Origin of the sequence: Nocardioides albertanoniae (genome assembly GCF_006716315.1) — a bacterium.
In the GTDB taxonomy this organism is placed as follows: Bacteria; Actinomycetota; Actinomycetes; order Propionibacteriales; family Nocardioidaceae; genus Nocardioides; species Nocardioides albertanoniae.
The window spans coordinates 2,735,141-2,756,571 of sequence record NZ_VFOV01000001.1 but is presented as its reverse complement, the minus strand read 5'-3'; the positions used below and the strand labels follow the sequence as shown (position 1 = coordinate 2,756,571).

The window sequence follows — 21,431 nt, the reverse complement described above, 5'->3', positions numbered from 1 at the left end:
TCCTAGACTGTCGTCCCAACGTCTTGTTCAGCGACGTCATATCCAGCGACGAAAGCCAGTGATGTCCGGTCCCAACACCGACTACGACCCGGTAGAGGTCACCCCCTTGAAGGCTGAGGAAGTCGAGGCCGCGCGCGACGCCGCGCTGAAGGCCATCGACGCCGCCAGCAGCCTCGAGGAGCTCAAGCAGACACGGCTCGACCATGCCGGCGACCGCTCGCCGCTGGCTCTGGCCAACCGTGAGATCGGCGCGCTGCCGCCGGCGGCGCGCAAGGAGGCCGGCCAGCGGGTCGGCAAGGCGCGAGGCGCGGTCAACCAGGCCTTCGCCAAGCGGCAGGCGGTGCTCGAGGAGGAGCACGAGGCGCGGATGCTGGTCGAGGAGACCGTCGACGTGACGCTCCCGACCGACCGCTTCCCGGTCGGTGGACGGCACCCGCTGACCACCGGTGCCGAGATGATCGCCGACATCTTCGTCGCGATGGGGTGGGAGGTCGCCGAGGGTCCGCTCATCGAGGCCGAGTGGCTCAACTTCGACGCGCTCAACCTGGGCCCGGACCACCCGGCGCGCACCACGCAGGACACGATCTGGACCGATCCCGTCGAGAACCACCTGGTGCTGCGCACCCAGACCTCGCCGGTCCAGGCCCGCACGATGCTCACCCAGGAGCCGCCGATCTACGTGGTGGCGCCGGGGCGGGTCTTCCGTGCCGACGAGTACGACGCGACCCACTCGCCGATGTTCCACCAGGTCGAGGGCCTCGCCATCGACGAGGGCATCTCGATGGCCCACCTCAAGGGCACGCTGGACCACTTCGCCACCCAGATGTTCGGCGAGGGCATCGTGACCCGGTTCCGGCCGTCCTACTTCCCCTTCACCGAGCCGTCGGCCGAGGTCGACCTGACCTGCTTCGTCTGCCGTGGCGCGCAGGTGATCGACGGGGTCGTCTGCCGCACCTGCAAGGGCGAGGGCTGGATCGAGTGGGGCGGCTGCGGGATCGTGAACCCGCGCGTCCTGGTCGCCTGCGGCGTCGACCCGGAGCGCTACTCCGGCTTCGCCTTCGGGATGGGCATCGACCGCACGCTGATGTTCCGCACCGGCCTGTCCGACCTGCGCACCCTCTTCGAGGGTGACGTCCGGCTCACCACTGCATTCGGGAGTGAACTGTGAAAGCCCCCCTCTCCTGGATCAAGGAGTACGTCTCGCTGCCCGAGGATCTCGGCATCGAGGAGATCACCGACCGGCTGACCGCGCTCGGCCTCAAGCTGGAGGCGATCGAGACCTCCGGCGCCGGCATCGAGGGCCCGCTCGTGGTGGGCAAGGTGCTCACCCAGGAGCCCGAGCCGCAGAAGAACGGCAAGGTCATCAACTGGTGCTCGGTCGACGTCGGCGACGCCAACGGCACCGGTGAGCCGCAGGGCATCGTCTGCGGCGCGCGCAACTTCAAGCCCGGCGACAACGTCGTGGTGATCCTGCCCGGCGGTGTGCTGCCCGGCAACTTCGAGATCTCGGCGCGCAAGACCTACGGCCACATGAGCGCCGGCATGATCTGCTCCGCCCGCGAGCTCGGGCTGGGGGAGGAGGCCGACGGCATCATCGTGCTCCCGGCCGATGCTCCGGCTCCTGGCACCGACGCCCGCGAGGTGCTCGGTCTCGGTGAGGAGATCATCGAGTTCGAGATCAACCCCGACCGGGCCTACGCCCTCTCGCTGCGCGGGATCGCGCGCGAGGCCGCGCTCGGGTTCGACGTGCCCTTCGCCGACCCGGCTCAGGTCGAGGCACCGATCGCCGACGGCTCGGGCTACCCGGTGCGTCTGGCCGACGATGCCTGCGACTACTTCGTCACCCGGGGGATCACCGGGTTCGACCCGGCCGCGCCGACGCCCGACTTCATCAAGAAGCGGCTCGAGGCCACCGGCGTACGTTCGATCTCGCTGGCCGTCGACGTCTCCAACTACGTGATGATGGAGCTCGGCCAGCCGACGCACTGCTACGACCGGGCCAAGCTGTCCGGCGACATCGTGGTGCGACGGGCGAGCGAGGGCGAGAAGATCACCACGCTCGACGACGTCGCCCGGGTGCTCTCGGCCGAAGACCTGCTGATCACCGACGACTCCGGCCCGATCGGTATCGCCGGTGTGATGGGCGGTGCGTCGACGGAGATCTCCGAGACGACGACCGACATCGTGGTCGAGGCGGCTCACTTCGACCCGACCACCGTCTTCCGCTCGCAGAAGCGCCACAAGCTGCCCTCGGAGGCGTCCAAGCGCTTCGAGCGCGGTGTCGACCCGTTGCTGCCGCCGGCCGCCGCCCAGCGTGTGGTCGAGCTGCTGCTCGAGCACGGCGGCGGCACCGCCGACGGCGTCTCCGAGGTGGGCCCGATGTCGTCGCCGGAGACACGGGCGCCGCTGAAGACGATCACGATCCCGGTCTCGCTCCCGAAGCGGATCACCGGGCTCGACGTCGACGAGGCGACCGTCGTGAAGTCTCTCGAGCTGATCGGCGCGAGGGTCGTCGCCGCCGGTGACTCCCTGACCGTCACCGTGCCGACCTACCGTGTCGACCTCAACGACCCCTACGACCTGGTCGAGGAGGTCGCCAGGATCGTCGGCTACGACAAGGTGCCCTCGGTGCTGCCGCGCCGCGCGACCGGTGGCGGGCTGACCCGTGCCCAGCAGCTGCGCCGTCGCATCGGGCGTGTCCTGGCCGGGGCCGGGCTCGTCGAGGTCGTCGACTTCCCGTTCGTCGGCGACGCCGACTTCGACCGGCTCGGGCTGCCGGCTGACGACGCGCTGCGTCACACCGTGAAGCTGGCCAACCCGTTGAGCAACGAGGAGCCGGCCTACACCACGACGCTCCTGCCGGGGCTCCTGAAGGTCGCGGCCCGTAACATCTCCCGAGGTCAGGACGGGGTCTCTCTCTTCGAGACCGCGACCGTCGCCTTCCCGGCCGACCAGGCCGCGCCGATCTACGGCGTCGACCGACGCCCGTCGGAGGAGGAGCTCGAGAAGCTCCTCGCTGCGATCCCGCACCAGCCGCTGCACCTCGCCACGGTGCTCGCCGGGGAGCGTACGCGGGGTGGCTGGTGGGGTTCGGCCGAGACAGCGGGCTGGGCCGACGCCATCGAGGTCGTACGCCGCCTGGGCGCCGATCTCGGTCTCGCGGTCGAGGTGGCCTCGGCGTCGCGGGCGCCCTGGCACCCGGGTCGCTGCGCGGTGATCCGCGTCGACGGTGTCGAGCTCGGCCACGCCGGCGAGCTGCACCCCAAGGTGTGCAAGGCGTTCGGGCTGCCCGCTCGCGCGGCGGCGGTCGAGATCGACCTCGACCTGCTGACCTCGAAGGTGTCCGGCACCGCGGCCGGCCCGAGCTTCTCGACCATGCCGGTGGCGAAGGAGGACGTCGCGCTGATCGTCTCCTCCGACGTCACCGTCGCGGCCGTCGAGGCGGCGCTGCGTGAGGGGGCCGGCGAGCTGCTCGAGACGGTGCGGCTCTTCGACGTCTACGAAGGCGACCAGGTCGGTGAGGGCAAGAAGTCGCTCACGTTCGCCCTGCGCTTCCGTGCCGTCGACCGCACCCTGAAGGCGGAGGAGACCGCAGCCGCACGTGAGGCAGCCGTGGCTCGGGCCGCCGAGGTCACCGGAGCCAGCCAGCGCTCCTGACCCGTTCGGCCGACATCGACGACGCCCTCCTGCTGCGGCAGGAGGGCGTCGTTGCGTACGGGTCTGGATGGGGGTGTGCGGGGCGGTGGGCTCCACTATCCCGCCATGGCGGGAAGTCTCCTCAGCCCAGCGCCGACCGCACCGCCGCCAGCGCAGTCGCGATGTCGTCTGCCGAGGTCTGCCACGAGGTGACGAACCGGGCCAGACCATCGAGGCGGTAGAAGAGCACGCCCGCAGCCTCGAGGGCATCGGCGAGGAGTGGGTCGAGGCGTACGAAGACCATGTTGACCGCCGGCCGCGCCACGAGCTCGATGCCGAGCGACTCCAGCCCTGCGGCGAGCTCGCCCATCCGCTCGTTGGCGTTGCGGGCGTTGCGCAGCCAGAGGTCGTCGGTGAGGTAGGCGATCAGCTGGGCCGACTGGTAGCGCATCTTCGAGGTGACGTGGCCGCTGCGCTTGGTGCGGTAGACGAGCTCGTCGGCGGGCCCGTCGGTGAAACAGACGATCGCCTCGGCCGAGAGCGCACCGTTCTTGGTCGCGCCCAGGGAGAGCACGTCGACGCCGGCCCGCCAGGTGAGGTCGGCCGGCGCCGACCCCGTGGCCACGACGGCGTTGGCGAAGCGGGCGCCGTCCAGGTGCACCCGCAACCCACGCTCCCGCGCGATCGCGGCGAGCTCGGAGATCTCCGCGGCCGAGTAGACGGTGCCGTGGTCCGACGGGGAGGTCAGCGACAGGACGGACGGCTGGGAGTGGTGCGGGTCGCCCCAGCGTACGCCGTCCAGGTGGGTGCGAAGCGCCGGCGCGGCCACCTTGTAGCCCTCGCCGGCGACCCCGGTCATGACCGCTCCGGCGCTGAGCAGGGAGGTCGCGCCGCCCTCGCTGGTCAGGATGTGTGCGCTCTCGTGGCATACGACCGCGCCCCACGGCGGCGTCAGTGCGGAGAGCGAGAGGGCGTTGGCAGCAGTGCCGCTCAGCACGGGGAAGACCCGGGCCGTCGGATGCTCGAAGACCTCCCGCACATGCTCCTCGAGCCTCGCGGTCACCTCGTCGCCGCCGTAGGCGAGCGCGGACCCGGAGTTGGCGGCGGCCATCGCCTCCAGGATCGAGGGGGAGACGGAGGCGGCGTTGTCAGAGCGAAGTTCGATGGTCACGGGCCCATTCTGGCGTGCCGTCGTGCGCGCGCCTCGGCGGCCAGCGGTGGAGTAACACGTTGTTCGGAGCACTACCCGCCCTATCTAATGGGGCGAGTAGCCCTACGAACGACGTGTTACTCGCCGTGAGCGGGCTATCTCGAACGTACGCGATATATCGCTATGACAGAATGGTGGCTGTGACGACGCTGAGTGTGCTCGACGAGGTCACCTGGGGCGGTGCGCCGGTAGCCGGCGAACGCACCCGGGCACTGCTGCGCGCGCTGGTCGAGGCCGGTCCGCGAGGTGCGTCGGAGGCCGCTCTGGTCGAGGATGTCTGGGGCGTCGACGCGGTGCCGGCGCATCCGTCGAAGGCGCTCCAGGTCGTGGTCTCGCGCGCGCGGACGGCGACCGACGCGGCAGCGATCGAGCGTACGCCGCGGGGCTATCGGCTCAGCCTGGCCGCCGCCGAGGTCGACGCCTGGTCGCTGCGCCCGGAGGCGCTCCGGCTCGCCGCGGAGAAGCGGTATGCCGAGGCGCTTCCGCTGCTCGAACGGCTCGAGCGCACCGACTCCGACGAGGAGGTCACCGAAGCGGTGCTGCGAGCGGTCGCCGCGGTGCACGGTGCGCCGGCGGCGCTCGAGCGGTTCGAGGCCTACCGCACCGCGCTGGCCGACGGCCTGGGCGTCGACCCGAGCCCGCGGCTGCGCGCACTCCATGCCGAGCTGCTCGCGCGCGACCGACCGGTGCGCTCGGGGCTGCGCCATGACGCCGACGTGCTGATCGGCCGCGAACAGGACAGCGCCGAGATCGCCGCGCTGCTCAAGAGCTCGCGGGTCGTCACGATCCTCGGGCCCGGCGGGCTGGGCAAGACCAGCCTGGCACAGGTGCTCGCGCACCGCGCCGAGCAGCCGGTCGTGCACTTCGTCGAGCTGGTCGGCGTGACCTCGCCCGACGACCTCACCGGCGAGGTGGGCTCCGCCCTCGGCGTACGTGACTCCGTGGCCGGACGCGACCGGCTCACGCCCGAGCAGCGTGCCGACGTACGCTCGCGGATCGCCCAGCAGCTCGACGGACCACCCACGCTGCTCGTGCTCGACAACTGCGAGCACATCGTGGCCGCCGTCGCCGACCTGGTCGCCTTCCTGGTCGCGACGATGCGTGACCTGACCGTGCTGACCACCTCCCGCAGCCCGCTCGCCGTTGGGGCGGAGCGGGTCTACCCGCTCGGCCGGCTCGGGACGTACGACGGCAGCGAGCTGTTCCGGCGTCGCGCCGTCGCCGCGCGGCCCGGGGTGCATCTGGCCGAGCCGCGGGTCGATGAGATCGTGACCCGGCTCGACGGCCTGCCCCTGGCGATCGAGCTGGCCGCGGTCAAGGTGCGCGCGATGTCGGTCGACGACATCGCCCGGCGGCTCTCCGACCGGTTCGTCCTGCTGCGCGGAGGCGACCGCAACGCGCCCGACCGCCACCAGACGCTCGTGGCCGTCATCGACTGGTCCTGGAACCTCCTCACCGAGCGGGAGCGGCGCGCGATGCGCTGGCTCTCGCTCTTCCACGACGGGTTCACGCTCGAAGCCGCCGAGGCGATGCTCGGCAGCGACGCGCTGGAGGCGATCGAGGAGCTCGTCGACCAGTCGCTGCTGACCGTCGTCGACGCGCAGCTCGGCGTCCGCTACCGCATGCTCGAGACCGTGCGCGAGTTCGGCCGGATGCGTCTGGCCGACGCGGACGAAGACGTGGCCGCCCGCGCGGCACAGCGGTCCTGGGCGCGGGGCTTCGCAGACATCAACGTGGCGCGGATCTACTCCCCGGATCAGTTCGAGGCGATGGACGCGCTGCGGGCCGAGGAGAGCAACCTGGCCGACGTCCTGCGCCAGGTGCTGGTCGAGGACGAGCCCGAGTCGGTGGTGCGCCTCTTCTGTGCGCTGGGCGTGTTCTGGACCGTCGCCGGCGAGCACCACCGGGTGATCATGCTGGCGGGGCCGGTCGCCGACCTGGTCGACGAGTGGGAACCACCGGCCGAGCTGCTGGAGAAGACCCGGCTCGTCCTGGCGCTGCTCCTCTTCGGCGCTGCGGTCACCGGCGGGTCGGGACTGGCGCGGCTGGTGGGCATCCTCGACCGGATCGGCTCCGACTCCGGCGACCGTCAGCTCGAGACCATGCTCACGGTCATGCGGGCGATGGCGGAGAGCGTCGTGCACTCTGGCCCCGGCGGCCAGCTGGAGGAAGCGCTGGCCGGGGTCATCGCCGACCCCGACCCCGAGGTGCGCGCACGCGCGTTCACCTTCCTCAGCCACGAGCGGGAGAACCTCGGTGACCCCGAGGGCGCGATCGCCGCGGGCAAGGAGGCACTGCGCCTGACCGGCACCGCGGGCGGGCCCTGGTCGCGGGCGATGCTCCACGCCCAGCTCAGCGGTCTCTACGCCCAGCTCGGTCGTCTCGATGAGGCGGCCGCTCATGCCGGCGAGGCCATCCCGGTCCTGCGCCGGCTCGGCGCCGACGACGACCTAGTCCAGACCCACACGATCTTGGTGACGTACGCCGTGGAGCAGGGCCGGCTCGACGAGGCCGCCGAGATCCTGGAGGCCATCATCGCCGAGCAGCCCCGCAGCGGCCTCGGGTCCCGAGGATCGGTCCACGCCGCCCGGGCTCAGCTGCTGCTGGCCGAGGGCCGGGTCGCCGAGGGCCTGGCGTTGACCCGCGAGGTGGCGGTGACGATGAGCGAGATGCCGTTCCCAGGATTCGAGGACGACGCCGACCTGCTGCCGTGGCGGATCGCGTCCGAGGCGGTCGCCGTCGCCAGCCATGCCCGCCACGACGAGGGGCTGCAGGCCACCGACCTGTTCGAGGATCTCGTCGCGAAGGCACCACGGATCATGGCCCAGGACCGCAGGTCGCAGGACTGCCCGGTGACCGGCATGCTGCTCCTCGCCGTCGGGCTGTGGGGGCTGCTGCGCGATGCGCTGGCGCGGGAGGACGCGGTGCGACTGCTCGTGCTCGCCGACCGGTTCGGCTACTCCCGATCCTCGCTCGAGATGCGCTGGGAGCTCGCGACCGCCGATGCCGAGCGGCTCGCGCCCGGCATGCTCGAAAAGGTGTCGCAGGAGTACGGAGAACGCCGCGGCCTCGCCCTCATGGACGAGGCCCGCGGCGTCATCTCGCGGCTGAGCTGAGGCGGTCAGAGCTTCTTGCTGTAGCTCCACACCGAGATCGGCGCGAAGATCGCGACGACGACCGCGCAGCCGACCACGGCCCACACGACGCTCAGGGTGAGGTCGCCGGCGTTCATCAGGTCGCGGGTCGCGTTGATGACCAAGGTGACCGGGTTGACGTCGACGAAGTGCTGCAGCCAGGTCGGCATCGTCTCCTTCGGCACGAACGCGGGGGAGAGGAAGGTCAACGGGAACATGATCATCATGCCCAGGCCCTGCACCCCGCCCGCGGTCTTCAGCACCGTGCCGAGCCAGGTGAAGATCCAGCTCAGCGACCAGCCCGCGAAGATGGTCAGCGCCCAGCCGGCGAGCACGCCGCCGACGCCGCCACCGGGGCGGTAGCCCATCAGCAGCCCGGTCAGGATCGTGAGGGTCGCGGCGATCCCGTAGCGCAGCAGGTCGGCGACCGCGGGGCCGGCCAGCGGCGCGATCCGGGCGATCGGGAGCGCCTTGAAGCGGTCGAAGACGCCCTTGTCCATGTCCTCGCGTAGCTGGGTGCCGCGGGCCATCGACGCGGTCAGTGCGGTCTGGGCCAGGATGCCGGTGATGATGGTCGGCAGGTAGGCCTTCACGTCGCCGGAGATCGCCCCGCCGAAGATGTAGGCGAACATCGCGGTGAACAGCAACGGCTGGATCGTGACGTCGAAGAACTGCTCGGGGTTGCGCATCATCTTGATCAGCGCGCGCCGGGCCATGGTGAAGGTCTGGGCGACCGTCTCGCCCACGCCGGGGTGGGTCTTGAGCGGGCGGTCGGCGACGGCGTACGTGGAGATCAGTGCAGCCATCTCAGGCCACCTCCTCGGTGTGGATGTCGGTGTGGATCTCGGTGTGGTCGCCGGTCGGCTCCTCGGAACTCTCGGTGCCGTGACCGGTCAGGGCGAGGAAGACCTCGTCGAGTGTCGGCTGCTGCACGTTGGCGGTGGTGATGGAGATGTCGGCATGACGCAGACCGATGAGTACGTCGGCGGCCCGGTCGGCATCGGCGAGCGGCACATTGACGCCGCCGGCCTCGGGGGTGAGCACCGGCACGTCGCCGGTGACCTTCTCGACGACCGCGGCGGCGGTGGCCACCTGCGTCTTCTCGCTCAGCCGAAGGTGCAGGGTGGAGCTGCCGACGGAGGTTTTGAGCTGCTCCGAGGTGCCCTCGGCGACCTTGACGCCGCGGTCGATGACCGCGATCCGGTCGGCGAGCTGGTCGGCCTCGTCGAGGTACTGCGTGGTCAGCAGCACGGTGGATCCGCCGGCGACCAAGGTGCGGATCGTGTCCCACATCTGGCCGCGGGTGCGCGGGTCCAGGCCGGTTGTCGGCTCGTCGAGGAAGATCAGCGGGGGACGGGACAGGAGCGAGGCGGCCAGGTCGAGACGGCGGCGCATGCCGCCGGAGAATTTCGAGATCTGACGCTTGGCTGCCTCCTGGAGACCGAAGGACTCCAACAGCTCCTCCGAGGCCGCTCGGGCGGCCTTGCCGGACATGCCCAGCAGGCGGCCGAAGAGCACGAGGTTCTCGGTGGCGGTGAGGTTCTCGTCGACCGAGGCGTACTGCCCCGTGACGCCGACGAGCTGACGGATCTGATGCGGGTTGGCCTTCACGTCGACCCCGAAGATCTCCGCCTCGCCGGCGTCGATCGGAAGCAGGGTGGCGAGCATCTTGAGGGTCGTGGTCTTGCCGGCGCCGTTGGGGCCGAGCACGCCGAAGACCTCGCCGCGGCGGATCTCGAGGTCGATCCCGTCGACAGCGGTGAAGTCTCCGAAGGTCTTGACCAGACCTGAGGCCGATACGGCCAGTTCGGTGGTGGTTGTCATGCTCCCACGGTGAGGGGCAGCGGTTTCAGACCGCCTTCACCGCGGTTTCATCGCTCCGGGCCCGGTTTCAGCGGGCCGCGTCGAGACGGGCGAGCACGTCGTCGAGCTCGTCGCCGATCACGACGTTGTCCTTCGCCGCACCGTGCATGAAGCCGGCCTCGCCGATGCGGTCCATCATCTCGACGAGCGGATCCCAGAAGCCGTCGATGTTGAAGAGGCCGACCGGTTTGCCGTGGAGCGAGAGGGTCTGCCAGGTCCAGACCTCGAAGAGCTCCTCGAGGGTGCCGATGCCGCCGGGGAGCGCGAGAAATGCGTCGGCACGCTCGGCCATCATCGCCTTGCGCTCGTGCATGGAGTCGACCACGATCGTCTGCATCCCCGGCGCGCCTTCGAGGCGGCCCCACTCCCGCTCGACCATGAACCTCGGGATCACTCCGAAGATCTTGCCGCCGCCGTCGATGGCGCCCTGGGAGATCTGCCCCATCAGGCCGCCACCGCCCGCCCCGTAGACCAGCTCGACCCCGCGCTCGGCCAGCCCCTTGCCCACCTCGTAGGCCTGTCGGGAGAGCGCGGGATCGTTGCCGTCGCGGGACCCGAGAAATACCGCTAGGTGCTTGATCATGGGCCGAGGCTAGTCGTCGTTGATCGGCTGGTTGGTCAACGCGCGGAAGCGGTCGTAGATGTCCTTCTCGCCGGTGACCTGGATGTCCTTGTCGTCGCGCCGGCGCCACAGCCACGCGTCGAGGTCTGCGGCGGTGCCTTCGATGACGACGTCGGGCTCGGTGCCGGGCTTGATCTGGTCGTGCGGCACCACATCGATGTCGGGCTCGTTCTCGACGCGCTCGCCCTCGGGGCGGGTGCCGGAGACGACGCCGAGCTGCACCCAGGTTTGGGTGTCGGTGTCGACGGCGTCCACGCGCACGAAGTGGTCGCCGCCGGTGAAGCTCGCCCAGGAGGGCTTGCCGCCGATGAAGATGTCGAGGAACTCCTCGATGCCGTCGGCGGCGAGTGCCGGGTCGACCGGCGTCAGGGCGCCAGCGGTGAGCTCGGCGTCGAGGCGGTGGATGAGGATCTCCTGCGCCTGGCGACGATAGGTGAAACCGGCGGTCTGGTCGGCGGACCACGACCAGGCGGGCTCCTCAGGGGCGGCCTGCTCGAGGGTGGTGACGAACTTCGCGTTGATCTCGTCGAAGTGGCCGAGCAGCTGCTGGTAGGTCGCCTCGGCGGGCCGCTCAGGCTCGTCGTAGGTCTCCTCGGTCGGCGCGGCGGGGCGGGTCTCCAAGACGTACGTCCAGAAGTGCTGCACCTCGCCGGCGACGTGCCACAGCAGGTCGGCGGCGGTCCAGCCCGGGGCGGTCGGGACGGGCGTGGCGGGATCGGTGTCGGCGAGCGCGGCGCGGAAGAGAGCCGACTCCGACCTGATGTGGTCGAGGTATGCGGCAGGGGAGAGGCGGGTCATGAACCGAAGACTAGAGGCGAGCGCCGACAGTCTCCTCCGGTTTATCCCGACCCCGCTTGCGGGTGGCATGCAGAGCACCGTATGATCATGCATATGACGAAGAAGCGTGTCGCCGTCGCCGGCGCCAGTGGATATGCCGGAGGTGAGCTGCTCAGGCTGCTGCTGGCCCACCCCGAGGTGGAGATCGGCGCCCTGACCGCGGCCTCCAGCGCGGGCAAGACCCTGGGGAGCCTGCAGCCCCACCTGCTTCCGCTGGCCGACCGAGTGGTCGAGCCGACCACCACGGAGACCCTGTCCGGCCACGACGTGGTCTTCCTGGCTCTCCCGCACGGTGAGTCCGGTCCGATCGCGGCCGCTCTTCCCGACGACGTGGTCGTGATCGACTGCGGCGCCGACTACCGGCTCGCCGACCCGGAGGTGTGGGCCAAGTTCTACGGCACCGACCATGCCGGCACCTGGCCCTACGGTCTGCCCGAGCTGCCCGAGCAGCGCGCGAAGCTGGCCGCCGCCAGCAGGATCGCGGTGCCGGGCTGCTTCCCGACGGTCTCCACGCTCGCCCTGGCTCCTGCCGTCGCGGCCGGCATCGTCGAGCCCGAGGTCGTCGTGGTCGCCGCGACGGGCAGCAGCGGCGCGGGCAAGTCGTCCAAGCCGCACCTGATCGGCGCGGAGATCATGGGCAACGTCAGCGCCTACGGCGTCGGCGGTGTGCACCGGCACGCCCCGGAGATCGTCCAGAACCTCTCCGGCCTGGTCGACGGCGAGGTGTCGGTCTCCTTCACCCCGGTGCTGGTTCCGATGCCGCGCGGCATCCTGGCCACCTGCTCGGCCAAGCTGGCCGACGGCGTGAGCGCGGCCGACGCCCGAGCGGTCTACGAGAAGGCCTACGGCGAGGAGCCGTTCGTCCACCTGCTCCCCGAGGGGCAGTGGCCCCAGACCCAGGCGGTGCTGGGCTCCAACGCGGTCCACCTCCAGGTGACCATCGACGAGGCCGCCGGCCGTCTGGTGGCCGTCGGCGCGGAGGACAACCTCGCCAAGGGCACCGCCGGGGGAGCGATCCAGTGCATGAACCTCGCGCTCGGCCTCGACGAGACCGCCGGGTTGTCTACCGTGGGGATGGCCCCGTGAGCGAGCGCCAGCGAGTGAACATCGAGATCATCATGTCGCCGCGTCCGTACATTGGCGCTTGCGCTACGGAGGCGGCGGCGTGAACCTGGATCTCGAGACCGTGGCGCACGAGCCCGGCAGACCCGACCCCGCCAAGGCCCGCACGCTCGCCGGTGCGCTGCCGTGGCTGAAGGAATACCACGGCAAGATCGTCGTGGTGAAGTACGGCGGCAACGCCATGACCGACGACAAGCTCAAGCGTGCCTTCGCCGAAGACATCGCGTTCATGCGGTTCGCCGGCTTCAAGCCGGTGGTCGTGCACGGCGGTGGCCCGCAGATCTCGAGCATGCTCGACCGGCTCGGCATCGAGTCGGAGTTCCGGGGTGGCCTGCGGGTGACCACGCCCGAGGCGATGGAGGTCGTCCGCATGGTGCTGGTCGGCCAGGTGCAGCGCGAGCTCGTCGGCCTGATCAACGAGCACGGACCGCTGGCCGTGGGTTGCTCCGGCGAGGATGCCGGACTCTTCACCGCCGAGCCGGCGAGCACGATCGTCGATGGTGAGGAGGTCGACCTCGGGCAGGTCGGCGAGGTCGTCGACGTGCGGCCCTCCTCGGTCCTCGACCTGATCGAGGCCGGCCGGATCCCGGTCGTCTCCAGCATCGCCCCCGATGCCGACGGTGCGATCTACAACGTCAATGCCGACATGGCCGCCTCATCGCTCGCGGTCGCGCTGAAGGCCGAGAAGCTGCTGGTGCTCACCGATGTCGAGGGGCTCTACCTCGACTGGCCCGACCCGGAGGAGGTCATCGGCGAGATCAGCCCGGAGGCCCTCGAGAGCATCCTGCCCGAGCTGGCCAGCGGCATGATCCCGAAGATGGGCTCCTGCCTGGCTGCGGTCAAGGGCGGGGTGCCCCGCGCGACCGTCGTCGACGGGCGCAACCCGCACGCTGTGCTGCTCGAGCTGTTCACCGCCGAGGGAGTCGGCACCCAGGTGCTCCCCGGCGTCACCACCAAGACCCGCAAAGCAAGGGAGCTGGGCCAATGACCACCGTCGCAGCGCGCTACGCCGCCTCGCTGATGAACACCTTCGGCGCCCCCAAGCTGGTGCTCACCCGAGGCGAAGGCGCCCACGTATGGGACGAGAACGGCAAGGAGTACGTCGACCTCCTCGCCGGGATCGCCGTCAACTCTCTCGGCCACGCCCACCCGGCGCTGGTCTCGGCGGTGACCTCCCAGCTGGAGTCGCTGGGCCACATCTCCAACTTCTTCACCTCCCAGCCGCAGGTCGAGCTCGCCGAGGCGCTGCTCGCCCGGGTGCCCGGCGGTGAGACCGGCAAGGTCTTCTTCGCCAACTCCGGCACCGAGGCCAACGAGGCCGCGATCAAGCTCACCCGCCGCACCGGGCGCACGCAGATCGTCGCCGTCGAGGGCGCCTTCCACGGCCGCTCGATGGGCGCGCTGGCGCTGACCGCCAAGGAGGCCTACCGGGCGCCCTTCGAACCGCTCCCGGGAGACGTCACCTGGGTGCCCTACGGTGACGCGGACGCGCTGGCGGCCGCGGTGAGCGACCAGACGGCCGCCATCGTGATGGAGCCGATCCAAGGTGAGGCCGGCGTCATCGTCCCGCCGGCCGGCTACCTGGCCGCCGCGCGCGGCATCGCCGACGAGCACGGCGCGCTGTTGTGGCTCGACGAGGTGCAGTCCGGCATCGGGCGGACCGGTCGTTGGTTCGCCCACGAGACCGCCGGGATCACCGCCGACATCGTCACCCTCGCCAAGGGGCTGGGCGGCGGCTTCCCGATCGGCGCCTGCATCGGCATCGGGCGGGCGGCGACGCTCTTCGAGCCCGGCAACCACGGCACCACCTTCGGTGGCAACCCGGTGGCCTGTGCCGCCGGTCTCGCGGTGGTCGACACCATCGAGTCCGAGGGGCTCCTCGAGCACGCGACCGTGCTCGGCCAGAAGCTGCGCGACGGCCTCGCCGCCGACCCGCGAGTGACCGGTGTCGACGGCGAAGGCTTCTTCCTCGGCGTCGTCCTCGACGGCATCGACTCCGCCAAGGTCGCCGCCGCGGCGCTCGAGGCGGGCTTCATCCTCAACAACCCGACCCCCGAGAGGATCCGGATCGTGCCGCCGCTCGTGCTCACCGAGGCCGACGCCGAGCAGCTCCTGGCTGCCTGGCCGGCCATTCTCGACGCAGCAGAGGAGGCGACGACGTGACCCGGCACTTCCTCCGCGACGACGACCTCACCCCGGCCGAGCAGGCCGAGGTGCTCGCCCTCGCGGCATCGATGAAGCAGGACCCGTTCGCAGCCAAGCCGCTGGCCGGCCCGGTGACCGTCGCGACGATCTACGACAAGCCGACGCTGCGCACGCAGTCGTCGTTCTCCTCCGGCATCGCCGAGCTCGGCGGGCACTCGATGCTCGTCGACGGGCGCCTGGCCGGGATCGGCGAGCGCGAGTCCGTCGCCGATGTCGCGCGGGTGCTCGGTCGCCAGGCGGGCGAGATCGTGTGGCGTACGTTCGCGCACGCCGACATCGAAGAGATGGCCGCCCACTCCGGGGTCCCGGTCGTCAACGCGCTCACCGACGACTTCCACCCCTGCCAGCTGCTCGCCGACCTGCAGACCCTGCGTGAGCACAAGGGATCGCTGGGCGGGCTGACGGCGACCTTCCTGGGCGATGCCGCGTGCAACATGGGCAACTCCTGGGCCCTTGCCGGCGCCACTGCCGGGATGCACGTCCGGTTCGGTGCTCCGGAGGGCTATGCGCCCGACGCGGAGGTGCTGGTGCGGGCCAAGGAGATCGCTCAAGACACCGGCGGCTCGGTCTCGGTCACCCCTGACCCGATCAAGGCGGCCGACGGGGCCGACGTGCTCATCACCGACACCTGGGTCTCGATGGGCAAGGAGAGCGAGGCGGCGGCGCGCGCCGCGGTGTTCTCTCCCTACGCGCTGACCACCGACCTGCTCGGTCACGCCGACGCCGACGCCGTCGTGCTGCACTGCCTGCCCGCCTACCGGGGCAAGGAGATCTCCGCCGAGGTGCTCGACGGACCCAGGAGCCTGGTGTGGGACGAAGCGGAGAACCGGCGTCACGCCCAGAAGGCGATCCTGGCGTTCTTGTGGGAGCGGCGATGAGCGAGCGTCAGCGAGTGACCATCAGATTCAGCGCGCGGCGTCCGTATTCTGGCGCTTGCGCTACGGAGGCGGCGCGATGACGACACATGAGGCCCAGCGGCCGGCGACCAAGGGCTCGCGCCAGTCGTTGATCATGGACATCGTCTGGGGCACGGAGATCCACTCCCAGACCGAGCTGTCCGAGGCGCTGCTCTCCCACGGGGTCAACGTCACCCAGGCCACGCTCTCGCGCGACCTCGACGAGCTCGACGCGGTGAAGGTGCGGGCGGCCTCCGGGGCGCTGGTCTACGCGGTCCCCGGCGAAGGCGGCGACCGTACGGCGGTGGCCCCGGCCGAGTCGGCCAGCGGACGCAGCAAGCTCGGCCGGCTCGCCCGCGAGCTGTTGGTCAGCGCTGACGGCAGCGCCAACCTGGTGGTGCTGCGTACGCCTGCTGGAGGGGCTCAATACTTCGCCTCCGCGATCGACCGGGCCGAATATCCCGACATCCTCGGCACTATCGCCGGCGACGACACCGTGCTCGTCATCAGCCGAGAACCACGGGGAAGCGCGGCTCTCGTCAACCGCTTCCTCGACCTCGCCGGCAAGACCACCGACATTCAGCAGTAGTCCCAGAAACAAGGAGCATCATCTCGTGAGCAAGGTCCTGACCTCCCTTCCCAAGGGCGAGCGCGTTGGCATCGCCTTCTCCGGAGGCCTCGACACCTCCGTGGCTGTCGCCTGGATGCGCGACAAGGGCGCGGTGCCGTGCACGTATACCGCCGACATCGGGCAGTACGACGAGCCCGACATCTCCGGGGTACCGGACCGCGCGATGTCCTACGGGGCCGAGATCGCGCGCGCCATCGACATCAAGCCGCAGCTGGTCGAGGAGGGCCTCGCGGCCCTGGCCTGCGGTGCCTTCCACATCCGTTCGGGCGGCCGCGCCTACTTCAACACCACGCCGCTGGGCCGCGCCGTCACCGGCACGATGCTGGTGCGCGCGATGCACGCCGACGACGTCAACATCTGGGGTGACGGGTCGACCTTCAAGGGCAACGACATCGAGCGGTTCTACCGCTACGGCCTGATGGCCAACCCCGAGCTGCGCATCTACAAGCCGTGGCTCGACGCCGACTTCGTCCACGAGCTCGGCGGACGTCACGAGATGTCGGAGTGGCTGGTGGCGCACCAGCTGCCCTACCGCGACTCGACCGAGAAGGCCTACTCCACCGACGCCAACATCTGGGGCGCCACCCACGAGGCCAAGACCCTCGAGCATCTCGATGTCTCCCTGGAGACCGTCGAACCGATCATGGGCGTGAAGTTCTGGGACCCCTCGGTCGCCATCGAGACCGAGGACGTCTCGATCTCCTTCGACGAGGGTCGCCCGGTGGCGATCAACGGCAAGCGCTACACCGACGCCGTCGAGCTGGTCTACGAGGCCAACGCGATCGGCGGCCGCCACGGTCTGGGCATGTCCGACCAGATCGAGAACCGGATCATCGAGGCCAAGTCGCGCGGCATCTACGAGGCGCCGGGCATGGCGCTGCTGTGGATCGCCTACGAGCGCCTGCTCAACGCGGTGCACAACGAGGACACCATGGCCAACTACTACACCGAGGGTCGCAAGCTCGGCCGGCTGATGTACGAGGGTCGCTGGCTCGACCCGCAGGCGCTGATGGTGCGCGAGTCGATCCAGCGCTGGATCGCCTCCCTCGTCTCCGGCACCGTCACCCTGCGCCTGCGTCGCGGTGAGGACTACACGATCCTCAACACCGAGGGATCGCACTTCTCCTACCACCCCGAGAAGCTGTCGATGGAGCGCGTCGAGAACGCCGCCTTCGGCCCCGTCGACCGCATCGGCCAGCTCACCATGCGCAACCTCGACATCGCCGACTCCCGCTCCAAGCTCGAGGTCTACGCGGGCCACCCCCTCGACCAGGGCACCGTCCTCGTCGAGCACGGCACCCTCTTCGGCGAGCTCCCCGCCGGCGGCTTCGACCGCATCGCCGCCACCGAGGGCAAGCCCGCCTCCGACCTGGACGACACGGTCCTCGACGAGGCCGCCTTCGAGGCCGGGAACGACTGATGTCGAACACGCCCGCCCACACCACCAACGAAGGCAAGCTCTGGGGTGGCCGGTTCGCCGGCGGCCCGTCGCCGGAGCTCGAGGCGATCTCGCGCTCGACGCAGTTCGACTGGCGCCTGGCGCTCTACGACATCGCCGGGTCGCATGCCCATGCCAAGGCGCTGGGGGCGGCCGGTCTGCTCACGGGTGAGGAGGAGAACGAGATCCACCAGGGCCTCGACGTCCTCGCCGACAGGTTCACCAGCGGGCGGCTGCTGCCGGCGGCCTCCGACGAAGACGTGCACGGCGCGATGGAGCGTCTCCTGATCGAGGAGATCGGGCCCGAGGTCGGCGGCAAGCTGCGGGCTGGTCGTTCGCGCAACGACCAGATCGCGACGTTGTTCCGCAACTATCTGCTCGACCACGAGCGGGTGCTGCGCGGGCAGGTGCTCGACCTGATCGAGGCGCTCGGCACGCAGGCGGAGACTCATCTGGGCGCGATCATGCCGGGGCGTACGCACCTCCAGCATGCGCAGCCTGTGCTGCTCTCGCATCACCTGATGGCCCACGCCTGGTCGCTGCTGCGTGACGTCGACCGGCTCGACGACTGGCGCGAGCGGGTCGTGTGCGACTCGCCCTACGGGTCGGGTGCGCTGGCGGGTCAGTCTCTCGGACTCGACCCCGAGCTGGTCGCCGCCGAGCTCGGTTTCACCGGCTCGAGCGCCAACTCGATCGACGGCACCGCCTCGCGCGACTTCGTCGCCGAGTTCGCCTACGTGTGCGCTCAGATCGGTGTCGACATCAGCCGGATCGCCGAGGAGATCATCCTGTGGGCGACCAGGGAGTTCGACTTCATCACGCTGCACGACTCCTGGTCGACGGGGTCGAGCATCATGCCGCAGAAGAAGAACCCCGACATCTCCGAGCTCGCCCGAGGTAAGGCCGGACGCCTGGTCGGCAACCTGACCGGGCTGCTGACGACGCTGAAGGCGCTGCCGCTGGCCTACAACCGCGACCTCCAGGAGGACAAGGAGCCGGTCTTCGACTCACTCGACACCCTCGAGGTGCTGCTGCCGGCCTTTACCGGCCAGGTGGCGACGCTGGTCTACAACACCGAGCGGATGGCCGAGCTCGCCCCTCAGGGCTTCTCGCTGGCCACCGACATCGCGGAGTGGCTGGTGCGACAGGGCACCCCGTTCCGGATCGCCCACGAGGTCGCCGGAGCCTGCGTCCAGGCGGCGGAGAAGCGCGGCGTCGAGCTCGACGAGCTCACCGACGAGGAGTTCGCGTCGATCTCGTCGGCGCTGACCCCCGACGTACGCCTCGTGCTGACCGCCGAGGGGTCGGTCGCCTCGCGCAACGGCCGCGGTGGCACGGCGCCCGAGCGGGTCGCCGAGCAGCTCGACGAGCTGCGGTCGAAGGTTGCGGGGTTCCGTCCCGCCTAGTCTGGGCGACATGAGTCTCGGCCTTCCTGACCTCACGTGTCCCGTCACCGAGGTGGCTCCTGGCCTGTTGGGATGCCTCCTCGGTGTGCGGGCGGAGGACGGTTGGGCGGTGCTGCGGATCACCGAGGTCGAGGCCTACGGCGGCGACGGCGACCCCGCCTCGCACGCCTACAAGGGAGTCACCCCGCGCAACCAGGTGATGTTCGGGCCGGCCGGGCACCTCTACGTCTACCGATCGCACGGCATCCACTGGTGCGCCAACGTCGTGACCGGGCGTGAGGGCGAGGCTTCCGCGGTGCTGCTGCGCGCGGGCGAGGTGGTCGAGGGCTCCGATGTCGCCAGGCAGCGGAGAGGGGAGCGGCCGAAGCCTCGCGACCTCGCGCGTGGTCCTGGCAACCTCGCCCGGGCGCTCGGGATCAACGCCGATCATGACGGCGCCGACCTGCTCGGACAGGGTGCCGTACGTCTCGAGCCGCCGGCGACCGCTGTCGGTGGCATCGAGCGTGGTCCGCGGGTGGGCATCAGTCGCGCCGCGGACCGACCCTGGCGATGGTGGCTCGGCGGTGAGCCGTCGGTCTCCGCCTATCGCAAGGCCGTGCGACGCGTACGGACCGCGACATGAATCGGCTCGGTCTCGCTTCTCCGCGGCGGGCTTCGTCTCTGGCGCGAACAGGAAAGGGATCCGCTCCGCACCGGGAGTAGCGGGCCATCTGCTCTCCACAGGCCCGGTTCGGACAGGGGTTGTCCACAGGCTCTGCTGCGCCGGGCTGAACTGTCGGTGCGCCCGACCAAGATGTTGGGCGGAGGTGATCGAGATGACGGTCGCAAGAGTGGAGAAGGACCCATCACCAGACGATGGCGAGCGGGCAGGGCAGGCGACAGGGCTTGCCACGGTCAACGAGGTTCGGCTGATCGGGCGGCTCTCGTTGGCCGCGGAGGAGAAGGAGCTGCCGAGCGGTGACCAGCTCACCGCGTTCAGGGTCGTGGTCAACCGTCCGCGCGACAAGCGCCGGGGGAGCAGGGTGCAGATCGACGCGCTGGAGTGCCACACCTGGGTCGCCCGGGTCCGGCGCGCGGCGATGACCTGGCAGGTCGGCGACGTGGTCGAGGTCAACGGCTCGCTGCGCCGCCGGTTCTTCAAGACGGGCGGGCGGCTGCAGTCGATGACCGAGGTGGAGGTGATCTCGGCCAGACGCGTGAGCAGAGCTGCGGCGGCTGCCAGGCAGGCGAGCTAGTGGCGCGACTTCTCCAGCTGCGCGGCATCGAGAAGCCGGATGAGCACGCCGGGATGAGGCTTCGGCTGGAAGGAGGTCGCCTTCTCCGGGAGCAGCCGGCCGACCGAGGCTGAGGAGAGGATCGAGTCGAAGGCCGGTGCGGCGAGCAGCACGGCGACGTCGCGGCCCGGGCGGGCGCGCTTGAGCGCGGCATCGACCTGGTGCGCGTGCAGGACCCTCGACGGCTCTCGACGCAGCGCCGGAAGCACCCGGTCGTGGAGATAGCCGACGTCGCCGGTGACGGTGTCGGCCGAGGTGTCGACGCCGAGCGTGGCCCAGCCGCGCCCGTCGCTGACCGCCATCGCGCCCGGACCGAGCTGCCCCAGGGCAGCGTCGCGACTGCTCGGGGACCATGTTGCGCCCACCGACTCCGCGGCCGCCCGCAGGTCGCGCAGGCTCACCCCGGCCAGCACCCGGTGGATCGCGCCGAGCTGCAGGGGCGTGTCGTCCTGGTCGATGAGCATCGCCAGACCGAAGTCCGTCGCGGGCGCGCCGCCGGCTCCGGGGTCGCTCAGGCCTTGGATCTGCGCATAGGCCGCGTAGCGATGGTGGCCGTCGGCGATCAGTGCCTGCTGGTCCGCCCATGCCTCTCGGAGCTGCTCGATCATCGACTCCTCGGTGATCGTCCAGACACGGTGGTGCTGGCCGCCGTGATCGTCGTACTGCTCCTCCGGCCTGCCGGACTGCACACGATCGAGCAGCGCGGAGACGCCCTCAGGGGCGCGGTAGGTGAGCAGGATCGGAGCCGGGTGCACCCGCATCTGCCGCATCCGAGAAGCGAGCTGCTCGGCCTGCGCGGTGCGTACGCCCTCATGAGGAAGCACGGCCGACTCGCCGGGGTCGTCGGTGCGATGTGAGACATCGAGGATCCCGACGACGCCGCGCACGGTGATCCCGGCGGCGGTGTACTCGTGCAGATACAGCGCGAGCTCACGGTGCTCGCGGAGGTCTCCGCGCGCCAGCCACGAGCTGATCCGAGAGGCGACGCCGCGGTAGGGCCGTGAGTAGAGACGCGCGGAAGTGGGGTCCCCGATCCGTGAAGGGGTCAGCGAGAGCGCCCGAAATGGCTCCAGCCGAAGCGGACGCCCCAGATAAGGCGCCCTGACCACACCCGTATCGTCCATCCGCACATCGTAGGGTCACACTGGTGCTATTCG

The 21,431-nt window shown here is 70.4% G+C and carries 18 protein-coding genes; 12 read left to right on the top strand and 6 right to left on the bottom strand.

The features are described from left to right. Positions 1 to 61 precede the first annotated feature (61 nt). Entirely contained in the window at positions 62 to 1,168 is a 1,107-nt protein-coding gene (pheS, locus tag FB381_RS13190; protein WP_141780706.1) for a phenylalanine--tRNA ligase subunit alpha, read from the top strand. Further along, positions 1,165 to 3,657, top strand: a complete 2,493-nt coding sequence (pheT, locus tag FB381_RS13185) for a phenylalanine--tRNA ligase subunit beta (protein WP_141780705.1) — start codon at positions 1,165 to 1,167, stop codon at positions 3,655 to 3,657. Before pheS ends, pheT begins: the two co-directional genes overlap by 4 nt. Before the next feature lie 121 nt (positions 3,658 to 3,778). On the opposite strand, the gene FB381_RS13180 is transcribed toward pheT, so the two are convergent. Then, entirely contained in the window at positions 3,779 to 4,807 is a 1,029-nt protein-coding gene (locus FB381_RS13180) for a threonine aldolase family protein (RefSeq protein ID WP_211352420.1), read from the bottom strand. 179 nt (positions 4,808 to 4,986) lie between these two features. Here FB381_RS13180 and FB381_RS13175 point away from each other — a divergent pair, with 179 nt between their 5' ends. Further along, a complete protein-coding gene (locus FB381_RS13175; protein WP_211352419.1) occupies positions 4,987 to 7,962 on the top strand; it encodes an ATP-binding protein in 2,976 nt (991 codons plus the stop codon). A 5-nt stretch (positions 7,963 to 7,967) separates the two neighbouring features. On the opposite strand, the gene FB381_RS13170 is transcribed toward FB381_RS13175, so the two are convergent. The 4 genes from FB381_RS13170 to FB381_RS13155 form a co-directional block, all read right to left on the bottom strand. Beyond that, a complete protein-coding gene (locus FB381_RS13170; RefSeq protein ID WP_141780703.1) occupies positions 7,968 to 8,786 on the bottom strand; it encodes an ABC transporter permease in 819 nt (272 codons plus the stop codon). A 1-nt stretch (position 8,787) separates the two neighbouring features. Then, positions 8,788 to 9,804, bottom strand: a complete 1,017-nt coding sequence (locus FB381_RS13165; RefSeq protein ID WP_141780702.1) for an ATP-binding cassette domain-containing protein — start codon at positions 9,802 to 9,804, stop codon at positions 8,788 to 8,790. Positions 9,805 to 9,871: 67 nt separating this feature from the next. Beyond that, positions 9,872 to 10,426, bottom strand: a complete 555-nt coding sequence (locus tag FB381_RS13160; protein ID WP_141780701.1) for an LOG family protein — start codon at positions 10,424 to 10,426, stop codon at positions 9,872 to 9,874. A gap of 9 nt (positions 10,427 to 10,435) precedes the next feature. Beyond that, on the bottom strand, positions 10,436 to 11,263 hold the full coding sequence (locus FB381_RS13155) for a maleylpyruvate isomerase family mycothiol-dependent enzyme (protein ID WP_141780700.1): 828 nt from the start codon (positions 11,261 to 11,263) through the stop codon (positions 10,436 to 10,438). An 87-nt stretch (positions 11,264 to 11,350) separates the two neighbouring features. Here FB381_RS13155 and argC point away from each other — a divergent pair, with 87 nt between their 5' ends. From argC to FB381_RS13110, 9 genes are all read left to right on the top strand, one after another. Next, positions 11,351 to 12,388, top strand: coding sequence for an N-acetyl-gamma-glutamyl-phosphate reductase (gene argC / locus FB381_RS13150; protein ID WP_246088093.1), 1,038 nt, complete (start codon positions 11,351 to 11,353; stop codon positions 12,386 to 12,388). A gap of 85 nt (positions 12,389 to 12,473) precedes the next feature. Continuing rightward, on the top strand, positions 12,474 to 13,412 hold the full coding sequence (argB, locus tag FB381_RS13145; protein ID WP_141782761.1) for an acetylglutamate kinase: 939 nt from the start codon (positions 12,474 to 12,476) through the stop codon (positions 13,410 to 13,412). Further along, positions 13,409 to 14,587 (top strand): acetylornithine transaminase, encoded by a 1,179-nt coding sequence (locus FB381_RS13140; protein WP_141780698.1) that lies wholly within the window; start codon positions 13,409 to 13,411, stop codon positions 14,585 to 14,587. Before argB ends, FB381_RS13140 begins: the two co-directional genes overlap by 4 nt. Continuing rightward, positions 14,584 to 15,507: an ornithine carbamoyltransferase gene (gene argF / locus FB381_RS13135; RefSeq protein ID WP_141780697.1), complete on the top strand. Its 924-nt coding sequence runs from the start codon at positions 14,584 to 14,586 to the stop codon at positions 15,505 to 15,507. Before FB381_RS13140 ends, argF begins: the two co-directional genes overlap by 4 nt. Positions 15,508 to 15,583: 76 nt before the next feature. Continuing rightward, complete coding sequence (locus FB381_RS13130) at positions 15,584 to 16,114, top strand: arginine repressor (RefSeq protein ID WP_141780696.1); 531 nt, start codon at positions 15,584 to 15,586, stop codon at positions 16,112 to 16,114. A gap of 25 nt (positions 16,115 to 16,139) precedes the next feature. Continuing rightward, positions 16,140 to 17,576, top strand: a complete 1,437-nt coding sequence (argG, locus tag FB381_RS13125) for an argininosuccinate synthase (RefSeq protein WP_141780695.1) — start codon at positions 16,140 to 16,142, stop codon at positions 17,574 to 17,576. Further along, the gene (argH, locus tag FB381_RS13120) at positions 17,576 to 19,000 is read left to right on the top strand and encodes an argininosuccinate lyase (protein WP_141780694.1); all 1,425 of its coding nucleotides are present in this window, start codon (positions 17,576 to 17,578) and stop codon (positions 18,998 to 19,000) included. The genes argG and argH overlap by 1 nt, the downstream gene beginning before the upstream one ends. Before the next feature lie 10 nt (positions 19,001 to 19,010). Next, positions 19,011 to 19,622 (top strand): DNA-3-methyladenine glycosylase, encoded by a 612-nt coding sequence (locus tag FB381_RS13115; RefSeq protein ID WP_141780693.1) that lies wholly within the window; start codon positions 19,011 to 19,013, stop codon positions 19,620 to 19,622. A 193-nt stretch (positions 19,623 to 19,815) separates the two neighbouring features. Next, positions 19,816 to 20,235, top strand: coding sequence for a single-stranded DNA-binding protein (locus FB381_RS13110; protein WP_141780692.1), 420 nt, complete (start codon positions 19,816 to 19,818; stop codon positions 20,233 to 20,235). Here FB381_RS13110 and FB381_RS13105 read toward each other — a convergent pair. Beyond that, a complete protein-coding gene (locus tag FB381_RS13105) occupies positions 20,232 to 21,398 on the bottom strand; it encodes a DUF1015 family protein (RefSeq protein ID WP_141780691.1) in 1,167 nt (388 codons plus the stop codon). The genes FB381_RS13110 and FB381_RS13105 overlap by 4 nt on opposite strands. Between the last annotated feature and the right edge of the window lie 33 nt (positions 21,399 to 21,431).